The 24,973-nt window shown below is 62.7% G+C and carries 24 protein-coding genes, 2 tRNA genes and 2 pseudogenes; 16 read left to right on the forward strand and 12 right to left on the reverse strand.

Annotated features, from left to right (window positions below):
- The first annotated feature begins 650 nt into the window (after nt 1-650).
- The 11 genes and pseudogenes from GKC70_RS06190 to recX all read left to right on the forward strand — a co-directional run bounded on the left by GKC70_RS06190 (nt 651) and on the right by recX (nt 8,256).
- Nucleotides 651-2,243, forward strand: a complete 1,593-nt coding sequence (locus GKC70_RS06190; RefSeq protein ID WP_342650770.1) for a hypothetical protein — start codon at nt 651-653, stop codon at nt 2,241-2,243.
- 15 nt (nt 2,244-2,258) lie between these two features.
- Nucleotides 2,259-3,103, forward strand: a pseudogene (locus tag GKC70_RS06195) (phage tail protein).
- Nucleotides 3,078-3,284, forward strand: coding sequence for a tail protein X (locus GKC70_RS06200; RefSeq protein ID WP_029613458.1), 207 nt, complete (start codon nt 3,078-3,080; stop codon nt 3,282-3,284). The pseudogene GKC70_RS06195 and the gene GKC70_RS06200 overlap by 26 nt, the downstream one beginning before the upstream one ends.
- Before the next feature lie 35 nt (nt 3,285-3,319).
- Nucleotides 3,320-4,354 carry a contractile injection system protein, VgrG/Pvc8 family gene (locus GKC70_RS06205; protein WP_342650771.1) on the forward strand — a complete coding sequence of 345 codons (1,035 nt, stop codon included), beginning with the start codon at nt 3,320-3,322 and terminating at the stop codon, nt 4,352-4,354.
- A 32-nt stretch (nt 4,355-4,386) separates the two neighbouring features.
- Nucleotides 4,387-4,530 (forward strand): annotated as a pseudogene (locus tag GKC70_RS06210) (Com family DNA-binding transcriptional regulator); the annotation flags it as partial.
- 52 nt (nt 4,531-4,582) lie between these two features.
- Nucleotides 4,583-4,939 carry a hypothetical protein gene (locus GKC70_RS06215; RefSeq protein WP_029613460.1) on the forward strand — a complete coding sequence of 119 codons (357 nt, stop codon included), beginning with the start codon at nt 4,583-4,585 and terminating at the stop codon, nt 4,937-4,939.
- A gap of 73 nt (nt 4,940-5,012) precedes the next feature.
- Complete coding sequence (locus GKC70_RS06220) at nt 5,013-5,561, forward strand: glycoside hydrolase family 19 protein (RefSeq protein WP_342650772.1); 549 nt, start codon at nt 5,013-5,015, stop codon at nt 5,559-5,561.
- Nucleotides 5,562-5,593: 32 nt separating this feature from the next.
- The gene (locus GKC70_RS06225) at nt 5,594-6,055 is read left to right on the forward strand and encodes a lysis system i-spanin subunit Rz (protein WP_342651475.1); all 462 of its coding nucleotides are present in this window, start codon (nt 5,594-5,596) and stop codon (nt 6,053-6,055) included.
- Nucleotides 6,056-6,113: 58 nt separating this feature from the next.
- Nucleotides 6,114-6,596, forward strand: a complete 483-nt coding sequence (locus tag GKC70_RS06230; protein WP_342650773.1) for a CinA family protein — start codon at nt 6,114-6,116, stop codon at nt 6,594-6,596.
- Between the two features lie 105 nt (nt 6,597-6,701).
- Entirely contained in the window at nt 6,702-7,769 is a 1,068-nt protein-coding gene (gene recA, locus GKC70_RS06235) for a recombinase RecA (RefSeq protein WP_039579520.1), read from the forward strand.
- A 19-nt stretch (nt 7,770-7,788) separates the two neighbouring features.
- Entirely contained in the window at nt 7,789-8,256 is a 468-nt protein-coding gene (recX, locus tag GKC70_RS06240) for a recombination regulator RecX (protein WP_342650774.1), read from the forward strand.
- Nucleotides 8,257-8,314: 58 nt separating this feature from the next.
- On the opposite strand, the gene GKC70_RS06245 is transcribed toward recX, so the two are convergent.
- The gene (locus GKC70_RS06245) at nt 8,315-9,433 is read right to left on the reverse strand and encodes an LOG family protein (protein WP_342650775.1); all 1,119 of its coding nucleotides are present in this window, start codon (nt 9,431-9,433) and stop codon (nt 8,315-8,317) included.
- Between the two features lie 323 nt (nt 9,434-9,756).
- Nucleotides 9,757-10,179, reverse strand: a complete 423-nt coding sequence (locus GKC70_RS06250; RefSeq protein WP_342650776.1) for a quorum-sensing-regulated virulence factor family protein — start codon at nt 10,177-10,179, stop codon at nt 9,757-9,759.
- Nucleotides 10,180-10,399: 220 nt separating this feature from the next.
- Here GKC70_RS06250 and GKC70_RS06255 point away from each other — a divergent pair, with 220 nt between their 5' ends.
- The 3 genes from GKC70_RS06255 to GKC70_RS06265 all read left to right on the forward strand — a co-directional run bounded on the left by GKC70_RS06255 (nt 10,400) and on the right by GKC70_RS06265 (nt 12,362).
- Nucleotides 10,400-11,110, forward strand: coding sequence for a tRNA-uridine aminocarboxypropyltransferase (locus tag GKC70_RS06255; protein ID WP_342650777.1), 711 nt, complete (start codon nt 10,400-10,402; stop codon nt 11,108-11,110).
- 167 nt (nt 11,111-11,277) lie between these two features.
- Nucleotides 11,278-11,928 carry a response regulator transcription factor ErdR gene (gene erdR, locus GKC70_RS06260; RefSeq protein ID WP_342650778.1) on the forward strand — a complete coding sequence of 217 codons (651 nt, stop codon included), beginning with the start codon at nt 11,278-11,280 and terminating at the stop codon, nt 11,926-11,928.
- Nucleotides 11,929-11,996: 68 nt separating this feature from the next.
- Nucleotides 11,997-12,362 (forward strand): diacylglycerol kinase, encoded by a 366-nt coding sequence (locus tag GKC70_RS06265; RefSeq protein WP_295485820.1) that lies wholly within the window; start codon nt 11,997-11,999, stop codon nt 12,360-12,362.
- Nucleotides 12,363-12,365: 3 nt separating this feature from the next.
- Here the strand turns inward: GKC70_RS06265 and finR are convergent, their stop codons facing one another.
- Entirely contained in the window at nt 12,366-13,292 is a 927-nt protein-coding gene (finR, locus tag GKC70_RS06270; RefSeq protein ID WP_029613470.1) for a LysR family transcriptional regulator FinR, read from the reverse strand.
- 120 nt (nt 13,293-13,412) lie between these two features.
- On the opposite strand from finR, the gene fpr reads away from it, so the two are divergent.
- Nucleotides 13,413-14,192, forward strand: coding sequence for a ferredoxin-NADP reductase (gene fpr, locus GKC70_RS06275; protein ID WP_029613471.1), 780 nt, complete (start codon nt 13,413-13,415; stop codon nt 14,190-14,192).
- 105 nt (nt 14,193-14,297) lie between these two features.
- On the opposite strand, the gene tsaA is transcribed toward fpr, so the two are convergent.
- From tsaA to rimO, 5 genes are all read right to left on the reverse strand, one after another.
- Complete coding sequence (tsaA, locus tag GKC70_RS06280) at nt 14,298-14,993, reverse strand: tRNA (N6-threonylcarbamoyladenosine(37)-N6)-methyltransferase TrmO (protein WP_342650779.1); 696 nt, start codon at nt 14,991-14,993, stop codon at nt 14,298-14,300.
- Between the two features lie 7 nt (nt 14,994-15,000).
- On the reverse strand, nt 15,001-15,462 hold the full coding sequence (locus tag GKC70_RS06285; RefSeq protein ID WP_029613473.1) for a DUF1456 family protein: 462 nt from the start codon (nt 15,460-15,462) through the stop codon (nt 15,001-15,003).
- A 47-nt stretch (nt 15,463-15,509) separates the two neighbouring features.
- Entirely contained in the window at nt 15,510-16,220 is a 711-nt protein-coding gene (locus GKC70_RS06290) for an rRNA pseudouridine synthase (protein ID WP_342650780.1), read from the reverse strand.
- Nucleotides 16,221-16,331: 111 nt separating this feature from the next.
- Nucleotides 16,332-16,790 carry a GNAT family N-acetyltransferase gene (locus tag GKC70_RS06295; RefSeq protein WP_029613474.1) on the reverse strand — a complete coding sequence of 153 codons (459 nt, stop codon included), beginning with the start codon at nt 16,788-16,790 and terminating at the stop codon, nt 16,332-16,334.
- Between the two features lie 83 nt (nt 16,791-16,873).
- The gene (gene rimO, locus GKC70_RS06300) at nt 16,874-18,205 is read right to left on the reverse strand and encodes a 30S ribosomal protein S12 methylthiotransferase RimO (RefSeq protein WP_342650781.1); all 1,332 of its coding nucleotides are present in this window, start codon (nt 18,203-18,205) and stop codon (nt 16,874-16,876) included.
- A 287-nt stretch (nt 18,206-18,492) separates the two neighbouring features.
- Between rimO and GKC70_RS06305 the strand changes: the two genes are divergently transcribed.
- Nucleotides 18,493-20,391: a potassium transporter Kup gene (locus tag GKC70_RS06305; RefSeq protein WP_342650782.1), complete on the forward strand. Its 1,899-nt coding sequence runs from the start codon at nt 18,493-18,495 to the stop codon at nt 20,389-20,391.
- Between the two features lie 37 nt (nt 20,392-20,428).
- On the opposite strand, the gene GKC70_RS06310 is transcribed toward GKC70_RS06305, so the two are convergent.
- The 4 genes from GKC70_RS06310 to GKC70_RS06325 form a co-directional block, all read right to left on the reverse strand.
- Nucleotides 20,429-21,721: an AcvB/VirJ family lysyl-phosphatidylglycerol hydrolase gene (locus GKC70_RS06310; RefSeq protein ID WP_029611908.1), complete on the reverse strand. Its 1,293-nt coding sequence runs from the start codon at nt 21,719-21,721 to the stop codon at nt 20,429-20,431.
- The gene (mprF, locus tag GKC70_RS06315; protein WP_342650783.1) at nt 21,721-24,363 is read right to left on the reverse strand and encodes a bifunctional lysylphosphatidylglycerol flippase/synthetase MprF; all 2,643 of its coding nucleotides are present in this window, start codon (nt 24,361-24,363) and stop codon (nt 21,721-21,723) included. The genes GKC70_RS06310 and mprF overlap by 1 nt, the downstream gene beginning before the upstream one ends.
- A gap of 236 nt (nt 24,364-24,599) precedes the next feature.
- Nucleotides 24,600-24,676 (reverse strand) — tRNA-Met (locus GKC70_RS06320).
- 121 nt (nt 24,677-24,797) lie between these two features.
- A tRNA-Met gene (locus GKC70_RS06325) sits at nt 24,798-24,874 on the reverse strand.
- Nucleotides 24,875-24,973: the final 99 nt, after the last annotated feature.

Here is a 24,973-nt window from a genome sequence, read left to right on the forward strand (position 1 = left end):
GGATTGAGAGGAGTACTGCATGGCGAAACAACCAGAGAGTGTTCTGGGGAGGCCTACGCATCCCGTTCGGCCTCCCCGAATGCGTTCGAGGCCTACCGCGCCAGGTTTGCTGATCACTGGGCGTCTTACGATTATGCGCCTGTGCAGGCATCCCCGGTTGCGGGGCAGTGGCATCCCCCTTGGAGCGCGATGGGGGACACCCACGCGTCTGGACCCGCATCAATCGCTGCGCAGGGGGCTACAGGCCGGCGTTTGCCGGCCTCGGTGCACCTTATGCTGCTGCGTCCTTCCCGGACGGCAAAGCGCAGCCCAGTGTCCCTGGAATGGGCAGCCCGACTGCCTCGATTGCTAACGTCAATTCAGGTGTCGAGGGGGCGGTACAAAAGGGCGCCGTTGTTCTTGCGCCGACCGTGGTTACCGCTGAACCTGAGCCAAGAGTCCGGCCCTCCAGATCGCGAAACAGGGCTAAGCGGACCAAGCGAAGCGCATCGCGCCCGGTGAAGTCCGCAGCCGCAGTTGCGCAGTCACCTCGGACTGCCGGGGGCGAGACGGTTTCGAGGTCACCGGTCGCCGCAGTCGAGCCCTCCCGTGTACACAGGGCGCTTGAGGAAGCCAGGGGTGCACGATCCGGTACGGCTCTGGACATCGCGTTGAAGGGTACTTTCACTACCTTGAATGCCAAGACGCCCGAGCAACAGGTTGCCGGCTATATCAGCGCGTTCGGAGCGCCTTTGGCAGGGCTGCTAGGCAAGGCGGCAGGCGCGTTCCTGTTCAACCGGACTGCTGGCAAGGTAGCGTCGGAGGTAGGCGGTATCGGTCTCAGCATGGCCGCCGACAAAGCAGGGCCGGTCATCGGCAAAGCACTGATGGCTACGCCCGCCGTGGGAGCAAGCAACACCGATTCCTCGCCACAAGCCGTGGCGGCGCCGCCGCAGGTCGATCCGTATTCGAAGATGATGCACACCATCAAGGATGCGGTCGCCACGACTGGCATTGTCGCCAGCGGCGCAGCGCTCTGGGAGTCGGCCAAGCAACGTCTCTGGCGTGGGCCGCTGCCCTCACTCACTTCCGCACTGAGCAAGGGGCTGGCTTACAATCCTGTGACCTGGCTGGCCGTTGAAGGGGCTGCCAAGTGGGCGTACACCGCCGCGACCGCCAAAACGGCCGAGGAGCGCGGTGCCGGTTATGGTGGCGCAGTGGGCGGTGTGTTGTTGGGCGCCGGAGCAGGGGCGGCGCTCACCTGGATGGGCTTGCCTCAAGCCGCACCGATGGGCGTGATGATTGGTAATTTCCTAGGCGATCAACTCGGTTCGGCCATCGGTGGCTACATTGGCGCGACGTTCTTTTCATCCGAGGCAGAAGCTGCAAAAGGCGCTGACGAGCCAGCGGCGTCACCGCCACAAGCGATCTCGCTACAACCGCAGGACGCCTCAGCGCTTGTGACCGAGGGTCCTGAACCCGTGATGGCCAGCACCACCGAACAGCGCGCCCAGTCGATCGTCACGCCCGACAGACCGCTCTGGCCGCCCAGGATCCCCAGCCCTTCGCTCGTACCGGGCATCGCCCCCTTGCCACCACTCGACATTCAGATTCCCGGTCACGCGGCGGCAGGCACCAAGCCCCGGCCCGTCCAACTCCGTCAGAAACCGTCAAGGCCGGCTTCTACGGTGGGGCTACCGAAGATTGAGGCGCAGGCCTCGGAGGCGGCAGCAAGGGGTGAATTGGACAAAGCCGGCGGGTCGCCAGAGCCAACGCCGGTCCAGGTAAAACCTGTCGTTTCGCTGGAACGTGTCGTCGACAAGCCGTCTTCCCATGCGCCCCGCCAGGCGCCGAATGTCACGCGCGATCAGCGACCTGCCGAATCGTCTTCCAGCGCAGTGGGCAACCCGACATGGCCACCGACCATGCCCGGCATGTCGACCATGCCAGGCATCGCGCCAATACCGATTCGCTTCCCGCTGTCGGTGAGTCTGCAACGACCGGCGGCGCAGGTCACGGTGCCCGCAACGAGCAGCATGCTGCCCGAAGACGTGTCGCCGCCGCCCGTCGCCGTCAATGCGACTGCGCAGGCCGTGGTCAGTCAGCCACTCAATTTCACCACCCACATCCCCATCACGGTGCAAGGCCCGGCCTTTGACCACGACCAGTTGACGCTGGACCTGGAAGCGGCCGTGCGCAGCGTGCTGGAGAAACGGCAGAGGGCCGAGGAGGCCCGCTTGGCGGATCCTCTGCGAGGCTTTTGAACGGGAGCGATATTCATGACCTACCTGGAGCAGTTGCAAGGTGCACTGCACGCCCTGGTCAAGGCGGGCGAAGAGGGTCGTCGGCGTGCCGGTGCCATGCTCGATCCGATGGATCAGGCGGTGGACCACGTCAAGCAGGCGGCAAGCGAACTCGAAGCCTTGCCTTGGGTTGGGCCGGCGATTGGCAAGCGCCTGCAGCGCACGATGCGCGCCCTCGACTCGGCGCACGGGCGAGTGAACAAAGTGATCGCCCGCTATGACAAGACGGTCGACGAGGTGCGCAAGGTCCAGGCACGCATCGACACCTTTTCAGAGCACTTGGGCAAGGCGGGGGCGGCGATCCGCAAAGTGGTCGGCGACGTTCGTGCCGTCGGCCGCGGGGTACTGGCCGCGTTCGGTTTTGCGCCACTCACCACCCCGGCCGCCGAGGCGGTCAAACCCTTTCCTCATCTATTGGTGCTGCAGCCACTCAAGCCCAATGCAGCGCCTTACTACTTCAACCTCGACACCGCCGCGTTCGACCAACTGCGCCGGCAGACCCGTTTCCGCTGGGCTGCGCAGGAGCGTTTGAGTCGTGACAGCGCCCAGCAGGCCGTCGCCCAAGGCGAGGAAACCATCAGCATTCGGGGGCGATTTTTCCCTCCTTCAAAGGTGGCCTGGGCCAGTTGCAGACCCTGCGTAGCATCGGTCGGCAGTTGCTGCCGTTGAGCCTGACCACCGGTTACGGCGAGGTGCTCGGCAACTGGTGCCTGACCAGCATCGACGAAGACCAGAGCAACCTGCTGGCCGGTGGCATTCCACGCAAACAGGGTTTCTCACTGGAGTTCACACGCTATGGCGAAGATCTGCAAAACGTCTGACGGCGATCTGCTCGATACCCTCTGCCAGCACTATTACGGCCATCTGCAGGGCACGGTGGAAGCCGTGCTGCAGGCCAATCAAGGACTGGCGGACGTCCCCCAACCGCTGCCTGCCGAGGTGGTCATCCTGCTGCCGGACCTACCGACCTCCATGGCCAGCGCCGTGCAGCTTTGGGACTGAGTGCCCCTGTTTTTTTTGCAATGGAGACCTGAATCATGAGACCCGTCTTCAGCATCCGCGCCGACGGCCAGGACATCACCGCGCTGATCAACGACCGTCTACTGTCGCTGCGTACCACTGACAAGCCGGGGCTGGACTCCGACGACTTCGAATTGCGCATCGACGCCCGTGACGGCGCCTTGGCCCTGCCGTCACGTGGCGCGGTGCTGGAGGTGCACCTGGGTTATGCCGGTCAGCCGCTAACCTTGCTCGGCCGCTTCACGGTCGATGAGGTGGAGCTGTCCGGTCCACCGGACACCCTCGTCATTCGCGGCAAGGCCAGCGACCTGTGCGGCAGTGGCAGGACCATTCGCAGTGGCAGTTGGGAGAATGTCTCGTTGCAGCGCATCGTCGCTGAGATCGGTGCGCGCAACGGCTGGCAGGCCATCTGCCCAGTCACGCGGGTGGTACCGCGGGTCGATCAGTTTCGCGAGTCGGACTTCAACTTCATTACCCGACTGGCTCGCCAGTACGACAGCACCGCCAAGCTTGCCAACGGCCAGTTGCTGGTGCTGCCGCGCCAAGGCGGCCAGAGCGCCAGCGGCCAGGCGTTGGGGGTAGTGACGCTCAAGCGCAGCGAGGTCAGCCAGTGGCAGTTTCGCCTGGACGACAAGGCCTCGCGCAAGGCGGTGCGCACCTGCCACCAGAGTCCGGCCAGCGGCGCCCGCGAGGTGGTCGAGTTGGTTAACGACAACACCTCGGGCAGCGCCCGGCCGGTGCACATGGACCGTCATCTGTACCCCAACCGCGCCGCTGCCGAGCAGGCAGCGCGTGCGCACCTGGCCAGCTTCAACCGCGATACGGCCCATGTGCGTCTGGACATGCCAGGGCGCACCGACCTGTTCGTCGAGCGCAGCCTCGATATCAGCGGTTTCGTCGACGGCCTCGATGGCCAGTACCTGATCGATTCGGTCGAGCAGGTGTTCACCCCGTCGGGCTGGCGCACCACCGTGCAGTGCAATGGTGGCAAGACCGGCAAGGCTGCAAGCAAAGGCCATCGACCCCGCAAGGCCGGCTCGCTCAAGGCGTGAGTCGGTCCAATCCATCCGCAAAGGAGCCGCCGATGTTCGTCGACTTTCGCTGCGGCCAGTGCAAGAAGCTGCTGGCGCGCATCACCCCCGCTTCCGAGCTCCAGATCAAATGCGGTCGCTGCCGCACCTTGAATCATGTGAAAGCCTCGTGCTTCGAGCCTTCGCCTTCGAGCGATCACTTGGCGGAGATGTCCGCCGATCCCACTGATAGCAATGGAGAATGTCATCATGTCGCTCACCGCACAGGAAATTCAGGACTGCAAGGCGCTGGTCACCAGCATTTGGGGGGCCAGCGTGGCCAATAACCTCGACTACAACGAGGAGGTGGTGGAAGTGGTGCGTACCACCGTCGAGCAGATCAGCCTTTGTTCGCAACGGCTGGCCGAGCTCTTCTCCAACTTGATCGTCGTTGTCGGCGGCGTTGCCGCCGCCGTGTACTCACGGATGTGGATGCTCAAGGAAGCGCAACGGATTGCCGATCTCATCGATGATCTGAGCCAGGCCAACCTCCAGGCCCGCGCCTGCATCGCGCAGGCTGCGGCGACCTACCGCTCGCCATTGGAAATGGCCTCGCTGGGCATCTGACCCGACGCCTTCAATCACCCTCTGAAACCGCCCAGGCATTGCCTGGGCTTTTTTCGTGATACGGAGGTGGCGCATGCTCACCGAGACGCAACTCACTCAGATTTTTCCCCTGGCCGGCCAACGTGCCGGCCTGTTCATCGATCCGCTCAACGCCGCCATGGCGCACTGGCAGATCGATCATCCCAAGCGTGTGGCCGCCTTCCTGGCTCAGATCGGCCATGAGTCAGGGCAACTGCGCTACGTCAGGGAGTTGGGCAGTGATGCCTATCTGGCGCGTTACGACACCGGTGCGCTGGCGCTGCGCCTGGGTAATACGCCACAGGCCGATGGCGACGGTCAGCTGTACCGTGGCCGAGGTCTGATCCAAGTGACCGGGCGCAACAACTACCAGGCCTGCAGTCGTGCGCTGTTCGGCGACGAGCGCCTGCTGGCGCAACCGCAACTGCTCGAGCAACCACGCTGGGCCAGCGAATCAGCGGCGTGGTTCTGGCAGTCGCGAGGCCTCAATGCCCTGGCTGACCAGGGTGAGTTCAACCGCATCACCCGACATATCAACGGCGGCCTGAATGGCCTCGACGAGCGCCTCAAGCTCTGGGCCCGTGCCCGGGAGGTGCTGTGCTGAGCCGCTGGCAGGTTGCCGTGTGCGCCGTGCTGATGCTGACGGCGGCCACCTTGGCCTGGCAGGTGCAGGGCTGGCGCTGCGAGCGATTGCTGGCCGAGTCCGAGCAGTTGCAGGCGCAGCAGCGGGTCGAGCAGGCCGAGGTGCTGCATGCCCAACTGCGTCGCGAGCAGGAACAGCGCCTGGGGCTCGAGGCCCGCCTGAGCGACAGTGAATCCAGACATTTCCAGGAACTGACCGATGCCCAACACAATCAAGCTCGCCTGCGTGACCGCCTTGCTACTGCCGATCTGCGCCTGTCGGTCCTGGTCGAGCGCGACACCGCCTGCGCCCCAGTGCCCGCCGCCACCGGCGCCGGCGGCGTGGATCATGGCGCCGTACGCGCCCGACTTGACCCGGCGCATGCTCGACGAATTATCGCCATCACCGACGACGGCGACCGCGCAATGATCGCCCTGCGTGCCTGTCAGGCCTACATTCGCGCGCTGGCACCTTGAACACTTGCCTGGGCGGGCGAGGGTGGTAGGGTAGTGCGCTGTCACCCAGGAGCCTGTCATGGACCCCATCACCGTTCTTTCTGCACGCCTGGGCGAGCACCTGAGCCGTCTTCAGGTACAGGTGAGCACCGCCGAATCCTGCACCGGCGGTGGCATCGCCGAGGCCATTACCCGCGTGTCCGGCAGTTCGGCCTGGTTCGAAGCCGGATATGTGACCTACTCCAATGCTCAGAAAACGCGCCAGCTTGGCGTGCCGCCGCCGCTGTTCGAGCAGGTCGGTGCGGTCAGTCAGGAAGTGGTCGAGGCCATGGTCCGTGGCGCGCAGGCCGCTAGCGGTGCACGTTTCGCCGTGGCTGTCAGTGGTATTGCAGGGCCGGGCGGCGGCTCGCCGCTCAAGCCTGTGGGTACCGTATGGCTGGCTTGGGCCGATGGCGCGCGCGTCGTCAGCCAGCGCCGCCAGTTCGACGGCGACCGCGAAGCGGTACGGCGGCAAACGGTGCTGGCCGCGTTAGACGGCTTGTTACAGCTTGGCGGGGAGTAAATCGCTGGACGGGGGTAGGCGGAAAGAATTCCCTGTGGAATAATACTGGCTACTTATACAGGTATTCCCGGCCATCAGGGCCAAGTCGAACACGTGAGGATTTCAATGGACGACAACAAGAAGCGCGCCTTGGCTGCGGCCCTGGGTCAAATCGAACGCCAATTCGGCAAGGGCGCGGTCATGCGCATGGGCGACCACGAGCGCCAAGCGATTCCCGCCATCTCCACCGGCTCCCTGGGGCTGGACATCGCCCTCGGCATTGGCGGTCTGCCAAAGGGCCGGATCGTCGAGATCTACGGTCCGGAGTCCTCGGGTAAGACCACACTGACGCTGTCGGTCATTGCCGAAGCTCAGAGAAGTGGTGCCACCTGCGCCTTCGTCGATGCCGAGCACGCCCTTGATCCCGAGTACGCTGGCAAGCTTGGCGTTAACGTCGACGATCTGCTGGTCTCCCAGCCAGACACTGGCGAGCAGGCCCTGGAAATCACCGACATGCTGGTGCGCTCCAACGCCGTTGACGTGATCATCGTCGACTCCGTGGCGGCCCTGGTGCCCAAGGCTGAAATCGAAGGCGAGATGGGTGACATGCACGTCGGCTTGCAGGCCCGTTTGATGTCCCAAGCGCTGCGCAAGATCACCGGTAACATCAAGAACGCCAACTGCCTGGTCATCTTCATCAACCAGATCCGTATGAAGATCGGCGTGATGTTCGGTAGCCCGGAAACCACCACCGGTGGTAACGCGCTGAAGTTCTACGCCTCCGTACGTCTGGACATCCGCCGCACCGGCGCGGTGAAGGAAGGCGACGAAGTGGTCGGTAGCGAGACCCGCGTCAAAGTGGTCAAGAACAAGGTCTCACCACCGTTCCGTCAGGCCGAGTTCCAGATTCTCTACGGGAAGGGTATCTACCGTAATGGTGAGATCATCGACCTGGGCGTTTCTCAAGGCTTGGTCGAAAAATCCGGTGCCTGGTACAGCTACCAAGGCAACAAGATCGGTCAGGGCAAGGCCAATGCTGCCAAGTACCTGCAAGAAAACCCAGCCATCGGTGCTGAAATCGAGAAGCAGATTCGCGACAAGCTGCTCAATGCTGGCGCGGTAGCTGCTGCGGGCAAGACTGCAGCCGCCCAGGCAGATGCCAGCGACGTAGCCGATGCAGACGCCGGTTACTGATCCACACGGTTGAGCGCCAATGTCCGTCGTACTCGACACGCCCGTTGCCGTTCGGCGCACTGCCATGGATCTACTCGCCCGCCGCGAACATGGTCGGGTTGAGTTGATCCGCAAGCTGCGCCAGCGTGGCGCTACTGATGAGCTGATCGAGCCTGCCCTTGATCGGCTCGCTGAAGAAGGGCTCTTGAGTGAGGCCCGCTATCTGGAAAGCTTCATCCATTATCGGTCCAATGCTGGCTACGGTCCCTCGCGAATTCGTGAGGAATTGGGCCAGCGCGGGTTGGATCGGGGTGATGTGGAGCAAGCGCTGCGTGATAGCGGCGTCGACTGGGCAGCTCGATTGCGTGACGTCTGGCAACGGAAATTCAGCGGCGAGCGTCCTCGAGACCCACGCAGCCGGGCGCAGCAAACACGTTTTTTGGCGTACCGAGGTTTTTCTCTCGACATGATCGGTCGACTGCTTAGCGGGCGCGATCCTGATGACTGACGGCCGTAAGGCTGACCTGACAGGTGCTTGTCAGGTCAGCCTTACGGCCGTTTTTCATTCAGCCACTCTTCAAGGCTTCCTGATTTGGTTCAGTCGCATGCTTTGGCATGGACTCACACCAGTTTTCCGGCAGGTTGATGAAGTCCACCAGTTCTCGTAAGCGGCCTTGATCTCGCCCTGTGAAAGCGAAGGTCAGGCGGGTCAGGTGGCTGTAACGTTCGTCCTCCTGCTCCGCACTGCTAGCGGGTAGTTGCTCGAAGCTTGCACTCAGGCACAAGTCGGCAAATGTATCTCGAACCTCGTCTAGTGCTGCCTCGCTCAAGGGATGCTGTATGCGCAGCACGAACTGGCTCTTCAGCCAGCGGCTTGAGTGGTAGTTGCTGTAGAACTGATTGATCTCCTGCACGGCCTCTTCGGCGCTCTGTACCAGGCGTACCAGTTTCAGGTCTCGCGGCAAGATGTAGCGGTTCTCTTCCAACTGACGGCTGATGAAGCCCAGCGCTTCCTGCCAGAAGCTGCCATCGTGCGAGTCCAGCAAGACCACCGGCACCAAAGGGCTTTTGCCGGTCTGGATCAATGTCAGTACTTCGAGTGCTTCATCGAGGGTGCCGAATCCGCCAGGGCAGAGCACCAAGGCATCGGCCTCTTTGACGAAGAACAGTTTGCGGATGAAGAAGAAGTGAAAGGGCAGCAGCTTGTCCGTGCCGTCCACTGTCGCATTGGCATGTTGCTCGAACGGCAGCCTGATATTGAAACCCAGACTGTTTTCAGCGCCTGCGCCTTCATGGGCCGCAGCCATGATGCCGCCCCCGGCGCCTGTGATGACCATGAGCTCCGAACGCGCCAGCGTGGCACCGAGCTCACGCGCGAGGGAATACATCGGATGTTCCTGGGGCGTGCGTGCGGAGCCGAATACGGTGACTTTGCGTCGCCCTTTGTAGCGCTCCAGTATTCGGAATGAATGCTCCAGTTCACGCAGCGCCTGTAGCGTGATCTTGGCGTTCCAGCGGTCGGCATCATCACAGGCCATGCGCAGGATGGTCAGCATCATGTCGCGATAGAGTGGCAGGTTGGGGCTGTCCGGCGCCGCTTGCTGGAGCAGTCCGTCGACGGCGCTCAGGTCGAGGCCTTGTCCGCTGAAGTATTCGGATAACTGCTCATTGGAAGAATAGGGCATTCAACGTCTCCTTGTGCAGCACACTTTCGACCGGCTGACCTCATGTCCCGATCACAACGCTGCATGTGTCAATAATGGCTGACGTTGGAGTGTACAGGCGGAGTATTGCATTGGGTTTGTACCCCGCGCGCGAACCTTGGCGCGCCCGCTCAGTGAGTAAGTTTGCGGCCGGCGTTGATTGTCAATCTAGACGCCAGGCGGCAGTCACGCCGATTGGGGGACTCAGCACGAACGGATGGAGTGATTGGAGGGCAAGATGGGGAGGGCATGAATTTGCGCGCCGATGAACCTCAACGGCGCGCGGGGAACCGACGAGTGTCGAGTTACTTCTTCTTGTTGCCGGCCTGGCAGCTGGCTGAATCGAATGCCTGGTCCATGATCGGCTGATTGGTCTTGTACACCGTGAAGCGGTACACCATTACCGCGCCCTTGGCCATCAACTGGCGATAACCGGTGTTGTGGCACACACTTAGGCCCAACTGGTCGCGAACTGTTTCCGGGTTTCGTTGCATGTCCGCAGCCTGCCCGGCCCTCACACTCAGATGATTGACCAGCGCCTTGCCCTTCTCCACGGTGTAGCCCTGGTCGAGGATATCCTCATTGATGGCGCGAGGTGTGCCGACACTGCTTTTCTTGGCAACCTTCTGCAGCATCTGCTCCAGCTCGTAGTCCTGTTTGGACGCCGCCTGGGCTGCCAATGGCAGGGCGAGCATCAGGCTCAGGGTCGGGATGATAAGACGCAGCATGAATCTCTCCTGGTTCGGTGACTGGCGCTTGGACAGGTGCAGAGGGGCGGCGTTCCATGAACTGACCCGGTCTGAGCGTCGGGCGCCGCGAGGCGTCGATTATAGGCGCGGGCAGCAGGGGTCTGCACGCCAATCCTGTATGCGCTCTGGTAAACTGCGGCCTTTGTTCCCGTCGAGTCGCCTCCGTGTTCGTCCCGATCTCCGCTGCAGGCTTGCAGCCATGAGTCATGCCGTCGCGCGCCTGCGCGCCGAGCGTCTGGCTCGCAGCAATAAACCCTTTATCGCCCGTGGTTCACGCGCCGAGCGTTGTCCGGACTGCCGAGTGATTGCCAGCCATTGCCTGTGCGCCTGGAAGCCCCGTGTCGATGCGCGTGCGGGTATGTGCCTGGTGATGCATGATACCGAACCGCTGAAACCGACCAACACAGGTTGGCTGATCGCCGACCTGATCCAGGACACCTGGGCCTTTGGCTGGCAGCGCACAGACGTGGATTTGCGTCTGCTGGCACTGCTCGAGCATCCCCATTGGCAGCCCTATATCGTATTTCCCGGCGAGTTCGTCGAGCCGCAGCGCGTGGTCAACGAGGTGGCATGCGATCCCGGCAAACGGCCGCTGTTCATCCTCCTCGACGCCACCTGGACCGAGGCGCGCAAGATGTTTCGCAAGAGCCCTTACCTCGACCGCTTTCCGGTCTTGAGTCTGGAGGCCGAGCAGATGTCGCGCTATCGCCTGCGCCGTTCCAAGCGCGATGATCATTTCTGTACTGCCGAAGTGGCCGCCATGTGCCTGGATCTGGCCGGCGATCAACGCGCCTCTCAAGCGCTGGACGCCTACCTCGATGTCTTCAGCCTTCATTACCTGAGTGGCAAACGGCACTTGGCACTGGACCCCGACGATGAGGCGCATCGGCGCTTGCATACCTTCCTATAGTCCAAGGTGCAGGCCGGCCGGACAGGTTCATACTGTCAGAACGGCCGCAGGCGCCAAACCGCTCGGTAATTGGCTTGACCCTCTGCACGGTGCTCGGCATCCTTGGCGCCGATTCGGCCACGAAGTCGCCGTTGCCGTGCTCGACACAGAACAGGACCCCTGGATCGATGGCTACATACGAAATCCTGATTGCCGATGACCACCCGCTGTTTCGCAGCGCGCTGCGCCAGGCCGTGACCCTCGGTCTCGGGCCACAGGTGCGCTTGGTGGAAGTCGCCAGCATCGCCGAGCTGGAAACCCGCCTCACCGAAAAAGCCGACTGGGACCTGGTCTTGCTCGATTTGAACATGCCGGGCGCCTACGGTTTTTCCGGGCTTGTCCTGCTGCGTGGGCAGTATCCGCAGATTCCGGTGGTGATGGTGTCCGCACAGGAAGAAGCGGCGGTGGTGGTCAAGTCCCGCGAATTCGGTGCCAGCGGCTTCATTCCCAAGTCCAGTCCCTTGGAAACCATTCAAGATGCGGTGCAGAAGGTACTGGACGGCGAGGTGTGGTGGCCGCCCCAGGCGTTCGACAAAATCGATGTTTCGGCCGAGGCCAAGGCTGCCAGCGAGGGGCTCGCCAGCCTTACGCCGCAGCAGTTCCGGGTGCTGACCATGGTCTGCGAAGGCTTGCTGAACAAGCAGATCGCCTATGAACTGAACGTTTCCGAGGCCACCATCAAGGCCCACGTCACGGCCATCTTCCGCAAGCTGGGTGTGCGCACCCGGACGCAGGCTGCGCTGCTGCTGCAACAACTTGAATCGGTATCGACGCACTGACGCGAGCGGCTTCACGCTTTTTTGACCCGGCCTGCACTAGCCTGCCGGCTTTTCTCAGGTGGACCTTCATGTCGCCATTCAAGGGCCAGACCGGCCTGAAACGTATCTTCAATGCAGCTGGCTACTCCCTGGACGGCCTGCGCGCTGCTTTCAAGGGCGAGGCGGCCTTTCGCCAACTGGTACTGCTCAATGTGCTGTTGATTCCCGCGGCCTTCTGGTTGCCGGTCAGCCGGGGCGAGCGCGCCATTCTGATTGCCGTCTGCTTGTTGGGGCTGATCGTCGAATTGCTCAACTCGGCAGTCGAGGCTGCCATCGATCGCATCTCGCTGGAGCGCCATCCCTTGTCGAAGAACGCCAAGGACATGGGCAGCGCGGCGCAATTGGTGGCGCTGAGCATGGTTGCACTGGTCTGGGGTGTGATCCTGCTCGGCTAGAGCTCAGGCGATGGCCGGCAGCACGATCTCATCGCTACGTCGCACGCCGGCCGTGAAATTGCGGCACAGTTCGAGAAACTCGCGCATGGCCGAGGTCTGGTACTTCTGTTTGTGCCAGATGAAATAGAACTGCCGCAGTAGATCCAGCTCCGGTGTTTCCACCGCCACCAGGCTGCCGCGCCGGAAGGCATCGCGCAGGGCCAGTCGGGAAATGCAGCCGATGCCAAGGCCCGATTCCACGGCGCGCTTGATCGCCTCGGTGTGTTCGAGTTCCAGGCGAATGTTCAGGTTGGCACGGTGATGGCGCATGGCCTGATCGAAGGTCAGACGCGTGCCCGAGCCTTGCTCGCGCAAGATCCAGGCTTCCTGGGAGAGCGCCGCGATGTCGGCCCGGCCGGTTTTCGCCATTGGATGCTGGGGCGCGCAGAACACCACCAATTCGTCTTCGACCCAGGGCTGCACCTCAAGGTCAGGATGGCTACAGTCGCCTTCGATCAGACCCAGGTCAATTTCGTAGTGCGCCACCTGGTGCACAATGTGCGCGGTATTTTGCACGTGCAGCTTAACCTGGCTTTCCGGGTGCACCTGCATGAAGCTGCCAATCAGCAGGGTCGCCAGGTAGTTGCCGATGGTGAGGGTTGCGCCGACCGCCAGCGAGCCGAAGCCAGACTTGCCATTGAGCAGGTCCTCTATCTCCTTGGCCTGGTCGAGCAACGCCACGGCTTGCGGCAGCAGTTGGTGTCCCAGGGCATTGAGGCTCAGGCGCTTGCCGGCGCGATCGAACAACTGGCAACTGGATTGGCGTTCCAACTCAGTGATCGAGGTACTCGCGGCCGACTGCGACAGCGCCAGCAGATGGGCAGCCCGCGACACGCTCTGGTGCTGGGCGACGGCGACGAAGACCTGAAGTTGACGAAGCGTGAATCGCATATCTATATAACCGATAACACTTATCTTGATAATTAAGTTAACAGATATTCCCGCTGCCCCTAAACTATCGCGCAATTGTGCGCCCGTGCGCGCTGCGTTTTTCTTCAGGAGCCCCACTCGATGAGCAACATGAACCACGAACGTGTCCTCAGTGTGCACCACTGGAACGACACCCTGTTCAGCTTCAAGTGCACCCGCGACCCGGGCCTGCGCTTCGAGAACGGTCAGTTCGTGATGATCGGCCTACAGCAGGAAGGCGGCCGTCCGCTCATGCGTGCCTACTCGATCGCCTCGCCCAACTGGGAAGAGCATCTCGAGTTCTTCAGCATCAAGGTGCCTGATGGTCCACTGACCTCCCAACTGCAGCATTTGAAGGAAGGCGACGAGATCATCATCAGCAAGAAGCCCACCGGCACCTTGGTGCTGGATGACCTGAATCCGGGCAAGCACCTCTATCTGCTGAGTACCGGCACCGGCCTGGCGCCGTTCATGAGCGTGATTCAGGATCCTGAAACCTATGAGCGCTTCGAGAAGGTCATCCTGGTTCACGGCGTACGCTACGTGAATGAAGTCGCGTACCGCGAGTTCATCACCGAGCATCTGCCGCAGAACGAGTTCTTTGGTGAGGCGGTTCGCGAAAAGCTGATTTACTACCCCACTGTGACCCGCGAACCGTTCGAGAATCAGGGTCGACTGACCGACCTGATGCGCAGCGGCAAGCTGTTCACCGACATCGGTCTGCCGCCGATCAATCCGCAGGATGACCGTGCGATGATCTGCGGTAGCCCGAGCATGCTCGATGAGACCAGCGAAGTGCTGGATAGCTTTGGCCTGAAGATCTCCCCGCGCATGCGCGAGCCAGGTGATTACCTGATCGAGCGGGCCTTCGTCGAGAAGTAAGGCGAGTCCAGCAAAAAAACGCAGACCCAGTCTGCGTTTTTTTATGCCTGCAAGTCTCTATCACACTGGTTTCACCTGCGGCATGGCCGTTGGCGAAAGCAGCATTCAGCCTTCGCTTGCAACTTCCAGCACCTCGATCAGCGCTGGGTGCGGATAATGCCACCGCACCTGTACATCCCAGAACTTCACGCCATACACGCGCTCCGGCGATGGCACCTGGTAAGCCGGACGTGGATCCTGTGCCAGGCATTGCTCGATGAGCTCAACCAACGGTTCTGCCAAACGCAGAGCGTGCTCGCGCGCCTGGGACAAAGCGCTTTCGCCCCACTGAACAGCGATGGTTTGTGGCGCATCGCTGGCCATCTGGTTGCGTGCATCCTCGATACAGTCGGCATAGGGCACATAGGGCTTGATGTCGAGTACCGGCGTGCCGTCCAGCAAATCGATCCCTGACAGCAGCAGCCGCCCGGGCGCTATGCCGTCCAGACGCACGACTGACTGACCGATGCCGTTGGGTCGGTGGGTTGCGCGGGTGGCAAACACCCCCATGCTTTTGTTACCGCCCAGGCGTGGAGGACGCACTTTCAAGCGTGGTGTGTCTTCCAAGGCCTGGTGGAACAGGAACAGCAGCCAGACATGGCTGACCTGCTCTAGGCCCTGTACCGCTTCGCCTTGATCGAACGGTGGCAGCAGTTCCAGCACGCCGCGAGCCGCAGGCGCCAGGCGCGGCTGACGGGGAATGGCGAACTTTTCCTTGAAGCAGGAGCGAACGATGCCGACTGGCGAGACGCTGTGTTGCATGGTCGTCTCAGCCACGCACGCGAAGGGTCAGACCCTTGAGGAAGTTACGCAGCAACTGGTCGCCGCAGGCGCGGTAGTTGTCGTGGCCGACTTTACGGAACAGGGCACTGAGCTCGGGCTTGGATACGGGGAAATCGACCGACTTGAGAATGACGTGCAGATCGTCTTCCTTCAGTTCGAAGGCCACTCGCAGTTTTTTCAGGACGGTGTTGTTGGTCACCGGCAACTCCACCGGCTGCGGCGCACGGGTGTCGTCCTTGCCGCGACGGTGGATCACCAGGCCGTCGAGAAAATGCGCCATGACCCGCTCCGGGCAGCGCACGAAACCGGCCTCGTCTTCTTTCTTGATGTACCCGGCCAGTACCACCGGGTTCACCTCGAGGCCGGACAGGGCAATGATCTCGGCCATCTTGGCGTCGTTCAGCTTGAGCATGTAGCGCAGGCTGCGCAGGACATCGTTGTGGATCATGTGAGTCGAATCCTTTTCAAGGCCACCCAGAAGGGCGGCTGTATCGCTTAGAAACGTTCGCTGCCGGCCACGTAGCGCCATTGCCCAAGTGCCAGCTTGCCCATCGACACACCGCCGAGCCGGATGCGACGCAGGCTGAGCATTTCCAGGCGCAGGTAGGCACATAGTTCGGAAATCTGCCCGGGTTGTGGGTGCTTGATGGCCAGGCGCAAGTGGGTTTCGTTCTGCCAACTGGCCTTGGCCCGAGGCAGCTCACCGTCGTTGCGTGTAGCGCCTCGCGCCAGCCGCTCCAGGGCCTGTGGAGTAGCCTGGCCGCGCACCTCGATGATGTATTCCTGCTCGAGGCGACGCAGGTCGGCTTCCACCTTGCGGGTCACCCGCCAGTCCTGGGTGAAGACCTGCAGGCCGCTGGCGCCGCGCTCCAGCGGGGCCAGGCAGTTGAGGCGGGCGAAATGACCATGCAGTGGCCGCACACCCTCGCGATGGGCTTCGCTGAGTGTGGCCATATTCAGGCTGCTGCGGGCCGTTTCACTGTCCATCCCAGCGGGTTGGTTGAGCAGCAGTGTCACCGGTTCCAGGCTCTCGGCACGTGCGCCAGGCAGCAACGCCACCTGTTGCGACTCGACCTTGAACTGCGGTTGCTCGATGACCACGCCGTCGACGGTGACCCAGCCACCCTCGATATACAGTTCGGCCTCGCGGCGGGAGCAGCCGAGCTGTTCGATGAGGCGTTTTGACAGGCGGACGGGTTCGGACATGAGCAGGTATTCGCAGGGCAGGGAAAGGTGCTCATTGTACCCGTCCCTGCTGGACTGCGGCGGGCAATCTGCGCGAGCCGGGCCCCTTCATACGATGTCCAAGGCCCGGTCCTACCCGGCGATCGCCCGCAGTTGCATGTGCAGCAGCGGATACGGCTGACCCAGCCCGTCGGTGTCCGAGCGTCCCGTCACCTCGAAGCCTTCGTGCAGGTAGAAAGCCAAAGCTTGCGTATTCTGCTCGTTGACATCCAGACGCTCGGCGCCGAGCACCTCAATGGCGTGGCGCAGCAATTTCTTGCCGACGCCTTGACCACGGGACTCCGGGGCGACGAACAGCATGTCTACATGGCCCTTGGACACGCCGGCGAAACCGAGGATGCGGCCTGCGCCATCACGGCAGCAAGTCAGCATCACAGCGTCCAGGTAGCGGTTCAGGACCTGCTCGCGCAACAGCACGATGTAGTGCTCCGGCAGGAAATCGTGGGTGGCTCGGACGGAGGCCTCCCAGACGCGCACCAGCTCCGGATAGTCCGTGTAGTGCGGCGTATGGAGCGTCAGCGTCGAGGTCATGGTGAGCGCCTGGGATTATCGTAGAGGCCATAGCAGCGGGCGAGGCGGTTGGGAAACCGTCACGCCGCCACCGGGGATGCCGCTCAGAGGGGTTCGGCCCACATGTCGTACTCGTCGGCATCGACGATGCGGCAGCGCACCTTGTCGCCGGGCTTGAAGCCGTGATCGCCGTCGATGAACACGCTGCCGTCGATCTCCGGCGCATCGAAGAAGCTGCGGCCGACCGAACCCTGCTCCTCGACTTCATCGATCAATACCTCGATCTCCTTGCCGATACGCAGTTGCAGGCGTGCGCTGCTGATGGCTTGCTGGTGAGCCATGAAGCGGTCCCAGCGATCCTGCTTGACGTCGTCCGGCACCTCGTCGAGGCCCAGGTCATTGGCCGGGGCGCCTTCGACCGGCGAATACTGGAAGCAGCCGACGCGGTCGAGCTGGGCTTCGGTGAGCCAATCGAGCAGGTACTGGAAGTCTTCCTCGGTCTCGCCGGGGAAACCGACGATGAAGGTCGAGCGGATGACCAGTTCCGGGCACTGCTCACGCCACTGCTTGATGCGCGCCAAGGTGCGGTCCTCAAAGGCCGGGCGCTTCATGGCCTTGAGCACTTTCGGGCTGGCGTGCTGGAAGGGGATGTCCAGGTACGGCAGGATCTTGCCGGCGGCCATCAGCGGGATCACGTCGTCGACATTGGGGTAGGGGTACACGTAGTGCAGGCGCACCCAGGCACCCAGGCTGCTCAACGCTTCGCACAGTTCGAGCATGCGCGTCTTGACCGGGCGGCCGTTCCAGAAGTCGGTCTTGTACTTGACGTCCACGCCGTAGGCGCTGGTGTCCTGGGAGATCACCAGGATCTCCTTGACGCCCGCCTTGACCAGCCGCTCGGCTTCACTGAGCACTTCGCCGACCGGGCGGCTGACCAGCTTGCCGCGCATCGAGGGAATGATGCAGAAACTGCAGCTGTGGTTGCAGCCTTCGGAAATCTTCAGGTACGCGTAGTGACGCGGGGTCAGCTTGACGCCCTGAGGCGGTACCAGGTCGATCAGCGGGTTGTGGTCCTGGCGCGGCGGGACCACTTCGTGAACGGCGTTGACTACCTGCTCGTACTGCTGAGGGCCGGTGACCGACAGCACACTGGGGTGCACGTCGCGGATAGTGCCTTCCTCGACGCCCATGCAGCCGGTGACGATGACCTTGCCGTTCTCCTTGATCGCTTCGCCGATCACTTCCAGCGATTCGGCCTTGGCGCTGTCGATGAAGCCGCAGGTATTGACCACCACCACGTCGGCGTCTTCGTAGGTCGGTACGACTTCGTAGCCTTCCATGCGCAGTTGGGTGAGGATGCGCTCGGAGTCGACCAGGGCTTTCGGGCAACCCAGGGAGACGAAGCCGACCTTCGGCGTGGCGGGAGTGGTGGACATGGCTAACCTCGGTATTGAAACAGGTCGCCCCGGCCGTTGGCGGAGCGATCCAGGCGGGCGTTTTCAGCGCCTCTGATCAAAAAGTGCGCAATTCTAGCGAGCACGGGGTCGCTTGACCAGCACAAAAGCGACGAGCGCTGCGCTATGCTTCGCGCCGTCGACTCTGGCTGTCGCCAATGGCTGGAGCACGACGGCGGTTCGGACGTCTCAGGCTGTGCTTTGAAGTCTGCGCAGTGCGTCCGGTGCGAATACTATCGGCCCGGTGGGGCCGTCTGCGGGAGTGGTCGATGGTTCAGGCAAGCAGTCACGCCGAGGGCGGGCACGGGGCGGCACGGCCGTTGGGCCTGCTGGTGGCAGCTGTGGGGGTGGTCTATGGCGATATCGGCACCAGCCCGTTGTATACGCTCAAGGAAGTCTTTACCGGGGGGTACGGCGTACAGGTTGACCATGACGGGGTGCTGGGCATTTTGTCGCTGATTCTCTGGTCGCTGCTGTGGGTCGTGTCGTTCAAGTACGTCATGTTCATCCTGCGCGCGGACAACCAGGGCGAGGGCGGCACTATGGCACTCACCGCACTGGCGCGACGCGCCACGGCTGAATACCCGCGCTTGCGCATGCTGATGGTCGGCTGCGGGCTGGTCGGCGCTTCGCTGTTCTATGGCGACAGCATGATCACGCCGGCGGTTTCCGTGCTGTCGGCGGTTGAAGGTATGGGGCTGGCATTCGAGGGTATCGACCATTGGGTGGTGCCGATCTCGCTGGTGGTGTTGGTGGCGTTGTTCCTGGTACAGAAGCACGGTACCGAGAAGATCGGCAAGGCATTCGGACCGATCATGGTGGTGTGGTTCCTGGTGCTCGCGGTGCTCGGCATGCACGGCATCCAGCAGAGCCCGGAGGTACTCAAGGCGTTCAATCCGGGATGGGCGCTGAACTTCTTCATCGTCCATCCGGGCATGGGCGTGGCCATTCTTGGGGCCGTGGTGCTGGCGCTGACCGGCGCCGAAGCCCTCTACGCCGACATGGGCCATTTCGGCCGCAAGCCCATTGCCCGGGCCTGGTTCGCCTTGGTGCTGCCAGCACTGGTGCTCAACTACTTCGGCCAGGGGGCGATGCTGTTGCAGAACCCGGAGGCGGCGCGCAACCCCTTCTACCTGCTGGCCCCGAACTGGGCCTTGCTGCCGCTGGTGGCGCTGTCGACCCTGGCCACGGTGATTGCCTCGCAGGCGGTGATTTCCGGGGCCTTCTCCCTGACTCGCCAAGCCATCCAGCTCGGTTATGTGCCGCGCATGCAGATCCAGCACACCTCCAGCGATGAGCAGGGCCAGATTTACATCGGCGCGGTGAATTGGACGCTGATGGTGGGTGTGGTGTTGCTGGTCATCGGTTTCGAGTCGTCTGGCGCCTTGGCTGCGGCCTACGGCGTCGCGGTGACGGGCACCATGCTGATGACCACCATTCTGGTCGCTGCGGTGATGCTGCTGCTGTGGAAGTGGCCGCCGCTGCTGGCTGTCCCCTTGTTGGTGGGCTTCCTGCTGGTAGACGGGCTGTTCTTCGCTGCCAACGTGCCGAAGATCGTCCAGGGCGGTGCCTTCCCGGTCTTGGCGGGGATCGTGTTGTTCGTATTGATGAGTACCTGGAAGCGTGGCAAGCAGATCCTGGTGGAGCGTATCGACGAGGGCGCGCTGCCGTTGCCCGTGTTCATCGGCAGTATCCGTGTCCAGCCACCGCACCGGGTCGAAGGCACCGCAGTGTTCCTGACTGCGCGGGCGGACGCTGTGCCCCACGCGCTGTTGCACAACATGCTGCACAACCAGGTGCTGCACAGCCAGGTGGTGCTGTTGACGGTGATCAGCGAGGACCGTCCACGGGTGCCGGAGGCCGAGCGCTTCGAGGTGGAAGCCTATGGCGACGGCTTCTTCCGGGTGCTGCTGCATTTCGGTTTCATGGATGAGCCGGACGTGCCGGCAGCGCTGCGCCTGTGCCATCTCGATGCGCTGGATTTCAGCCCCATGCGTACCACCTACTTCCTCAGCCGCGAGACGGTGATTGCTTCACGTCTGGTAGGCATGTCGCGCTGGCGCAGCAACCTGTTCGCCTTCTTGCTGAAGAATGCCAACGGCAATCTGCGCTTCTTCAACCTGCCGCTGAACCGGGTGATCGAGCTGGGCACCCAGGTCGAGATCTGAATGAAACTACAAGGGCCGCGATGCGGCCCTTGTGCTGTTACTGCTCGGCGACGTTCGATTTGCCCTGGCGGGTCTCGATCTCACCGATCAGGCGTTTGGCCAACGCCGGGTAGTTCTCGTCGAAATGGTGGCCGCCTGGCAGTTTCAGACGCTCGCCCACCGCGGTCTTGTCGGTGCAGCCGCTTTCGTCGGTCTCTTCTTCGCCGTAGATGCACACCACTTTGGCAGCCGGCAACTTGGCCATGTCCGGGCCGGTCGGTGCTTCCTGGCCTTCCTTGCCGAGCCAGCCTTCGACTTCGATCTCGAAGCTGCCGCTGCGGGCGAAGGCCAGCAGGATGACGGCGTCGATACGTTTCTGATCGGCTTCAGGCAGGCGATTGTAGATGGCCGGCAACACGTCGGCACCGAACGAGTAGCCGGTCAGCACGAAGCGCTTGGTGCCCCATTTCTGACGATAGTGCTGCATCAGTTCCGACAGGTCGGCGGCGCTCTGCTCAGGGGTTTTGTGCTGCCAGTAGTAACGCAGCGTATCGATACCAACCACCGGATAGCCCAGCTTGGCCATCTCGCCGGCGACATCGCGGTCCAGGTCGCGCCAGCCGCCGTCGCCGGAGAGGAACAGGGTGACGGTGTCCGTGGTTTGTCCGGCCGGCACCTCGACCACGGGAATGGCCAGCGCATTGCCGTCGCGGCCTACCAAGGCCTGCGTCAGTTGGGCCTTGAGCACTTGCGGCAAGTGAATGTCATAGTCGCTGATGCTGGTCTCGGCATTGGGCTGATCACGCACGAAGGCGGCGCTGGCGTCATCCGGATTGTCGTTCCAGGCTACGTTCCAGTGACCGTGCGCAGCCGTCTTGGGCATCGCCACCTGGCAGCCAGGCTGTTCGAGATTGAAGTCCACCGAGATGGCGCGCGCCTTGTCGTCGCGTTGCGCGGCGAGCCAGCGCCACGCTTGGGAGGCGCCTGGACCGATGCCGGCGACGAGGGTCGGTTTCCCGGACAGCTTGGCCATGGCCTGGTCCAGCGCCACTTGCTGTTTGCCGCAGTCGCCAGTCGGCAGGATCACCTGCACCAGCTGCGCTTCGCCGGCTTGGCTGAGGTCGAGCAGTTGCTTGTCGGTCAGTGCCTGATCGTGCGGCACGCCGACGGCCACCAGGCTCTTGGCCCGCACGCCGGGCGTGACGCGGGTCAGGTTGCTGCCATCGTCCAGGGTGAGGTGTTCGATTCGGGCTTCGGGCGCAGGCCGAGTCCACATCCAGAAGGCCACGCCGCCGGCCAATGCGGCCAGCAGCACGGGGATCAGCAGGTACAGCCAGTAACGTCGGATCATCAGCGTTTCACCAATCCAGTCAGGCCGCCAGCAATCAGGGCGGCGGTATCGGCCAGTGCGACCAGGGGATCAAGCCCGGCAGGCACTGCCATGTAACGAGGTTCCCAGTCCGGCTGGAACTTGTCCTTGAAGCGCCGTAGCCCCTGGAAGTTGTACAACTGCTCGCCGCGCTGGAACACCATCGAGCCCAGGCGTTGGGTCAGGGGGGCGCCGCGGCGTGGTTGCAGGCCGGACAGCGGCACCATGCCCAGGCTGAAGCGGGCGTAGTCGTGGCTTTTATAATGCAGGATCAGGCCGAGCATCATGAATTCCATGGTCAGCTTCGGCGCTTCAGGATGGGCGCGCATCAGGTCCAGGCTGGCCAACTCGTTGCTGTGGGTTTCCAGCAGGTTGGCGAACGCCACCGGGCGGCCCTGGAAGCGGATCAGGGCGATACGGAAGTGCTTGAGGTACTCCGGGCTGAAGCGGCCGAGGGAGAAGCCTTTTTCGCGTACGTTCTTGCCGGCTAGCCAGGCATTTGAGATTTCCCGCAGTTCCTCGAGGGGTGCCATGCCCGGCTCGTGGACTTCCAGAGTGAGGCCGTCGCGTGCGCCTCGGTTCCAGGTGTAGCGCAGGTCCTTCATCTCCTTGCCCTTGGCTTCCAGGTCGAAGCGGCCCAGGTCGACCCGCGCCTCCTCGCCGAGCTTGATCGCGGTCAAGCCGATGTCCATGTAGAACGGCAGGTTCTCGGCGCGGACCTGGTAGAACACGGGGCGAGCGTGATGCAGGTCGCACAGGTCGCGGAATTGCCAGATCATCTCGGCGCGCTCCTGGGCCGGACCGATCGGATCGTACAGCGCGACCAGGCTGCGGCCGCGACGGGCATACATGAGGAACGCATTGTCGTTGGGGTGGAACAGCAGCGCTTTGTCGCCGGTCAGCGCCAGACCACCGTCGGGCTGGTCGGAGGCCAGCAGGACGCGGTTGGCGCGCTGCAGTTCTTCTTCAGTGGGCAGGTGGATGACCGGACGCGCAGTGCGCAACAGCCAGGTCAGCGCGACGATCACCAGCAGTACCGCACTGCCCAGCGCGGCGCGCAGGCCACGCGGGGCATCGGCGTCGAGGGTGAACTGCCACCAGAGCCTGTGGCTGTAAGGCACGTCTTGGTAGGCGAACAGCAGCAGCCAGACCGAGGCGCCGACCACGCAGGCACTGGCCACCAGGTAAATGGGCGAGAAGGGCAGTTCGAGCAGGCGGCTGGGTCGGTAGAACGAGCGGCGGAACAGCGCAAGGAGGGCGGTGGTGAAGATCATCATCGACGCCTCTTCCCAGTCGAAGCCCTTGAGCAGCGAAAGCAAGGCACCGGCCAGCAGCAGGATGGTAGTCAGCAGCCAGGCTGCCGACAGGCGTCGCCGCAGCCCCTGGGCCAGCAGCAGGCACAGTACGCCGATCAGGCTGGCACCGAAGTGCGAAGCGTCGATCAGTCGATGCGGAATGAGAAAGCCCATGTGCTCCAGGCGGCTGTCGATCTCAGGGGTCACGCCGGAGAACAGCAGCACCACACCGGAGAGGAAGACCAGGATGGCCAGCACCGGAGCGGCCAGCCCCGAGGCAGCCTTGATCGCTTGCTGCGTGAACAGCAGGCGACGGGCCTCGTTGACCAGCAACAGCACGCAGGCGACCAGCAGCGGCAGTACCACGTAGATCAGCCGATACAGCAGCAGCGCGGCAGCCAAGGGCGCAGCACCCAACTGATTGGCGAAGGCTGCCAGCAGGATGGCTTCGAACACGCCGACACCGCCAGGAACGTGGCTGAGTACCCCGGCCGCCAGGGCCAACAGGTACACCAGGACGAACGCACCGAAGGGCGGCGCCTCGGGCAGCAGCAGGTAGAGCACCGTGGCAGCCGCGGCCACGTCGAGTGCGGTGATCAGCAGTTGCAGGCCGGTCAGGCGCGCGCTGGGCAAGCGCAGCGTGCGACGGCCCAGCTTGACCAGCAGGTTGTCGGCCAGCGGCTGCTCTTCGGCACGGCGACGATACAGGCCGACGGCCAGGACCACGCTCGCCAGCAGCACCGCAGTGGCAATACTGCCTAGCAGAAGTGGCGACAGCCGCAGCGCAGTAGAGGCCGATTGCAGATCGCTCAGCGTTGCCAGCGCAGCCAAGGGTGGCAGAGCACAACCCAACGACAAGCTAGCGAAAACGGTCATCCGCGCCACTTCGGCAGCGCCGATGCCCTGCCTTGCGTAAAGCCGATAGCGCACCGACCCGCCTGACAGCATGGACAGGCCGATGGCGTTGCCGATGGCGAACGCGCTGAAGCCGCCCAGCACCATGATCCTGGGCGGCAGCTTGACGCCAGCATAGCGGGCCGCCGACCACTCGTAGCCCAGCAGAATGACGAAACCTGCCGCTGTGGCGACGAACGCACCGAGCAATGCCTGGCGCGGCACGCTGAGCATGGCGTCGTGCAGCGCATAGATGTCCAGCTCGCTGAGCAGGTGGCGGCAGGCGATCAAAGCCATGGCGAACAGCAGCAGCGTGATTGCCAGCCCTAAAGGTTGGCGATATTTGCTCAGTCGCTCCAGCCACGGCAGGCGCTGTGCGGCAGTGGGCAGCGCGGCGGTGATGGGGGCCTGGGAATCGGGAGAGCTGGAAGTCATGAGATACCTCGGACAACGGGCGCGAGGCAGAGGAGACGTGCGGCCAAGTGAAAGTCCCTTTGGAAAACGTGTCCAGATAGTACTCCGGGTGGAGCAGCTTTATCCGTTTCAGGTTAGTTAAAGTTAGTTCATTGAGGTGGCAGACGGCTACAGCGTGCGCAGGCGAAACTTTTTAAACGCCGAACGCAACAAGCCCCGCGCTATCCTGGGATAGGCGGGGCCTGTTCTGACGAATATGGTTGCGGGAGCCGGATTTGAACCGACGACCTTCGGGTTATGAGCCCGACGAGCTACCAGGCTGCTCCATCCCGCGTCAGTGGTGCGCATTCTACGCAATGTAGCTGGGGTGTCAAGCGTTAATCTTTGATTTTAAGGAATATTTTTCCAGGGCAAAGAAAAAGGCCACTGTGTGAATAGTGGCCTTCTCTCGAATCTGGTTGCGGGAGCCGGATTTGAACCGACGACCTTCGGGTTATGAGCCCGACGAGCTACCAGGCTGCTCCATCCCGCGCCTGTGGAAACGAATTCTACGCAGATCCTTGAGGGAGTCAAGCTTTATTTCAAAAAAACCTTTTTGGTTCAATCTCTTAGCGTTGTGCGGGTGAGCATC

It is taken from the genome of Pseudomonas sp. REB1044, from assembly GCF_038813925.1.
Taxonomy (GTDB): Bacteria; Pseudomonadota; Gammaproteobacteria; order Pseudomonadales; family Pseudomonadaceae; genus Aquipseudomonas; species Aquipseudomonas boreofloridensis.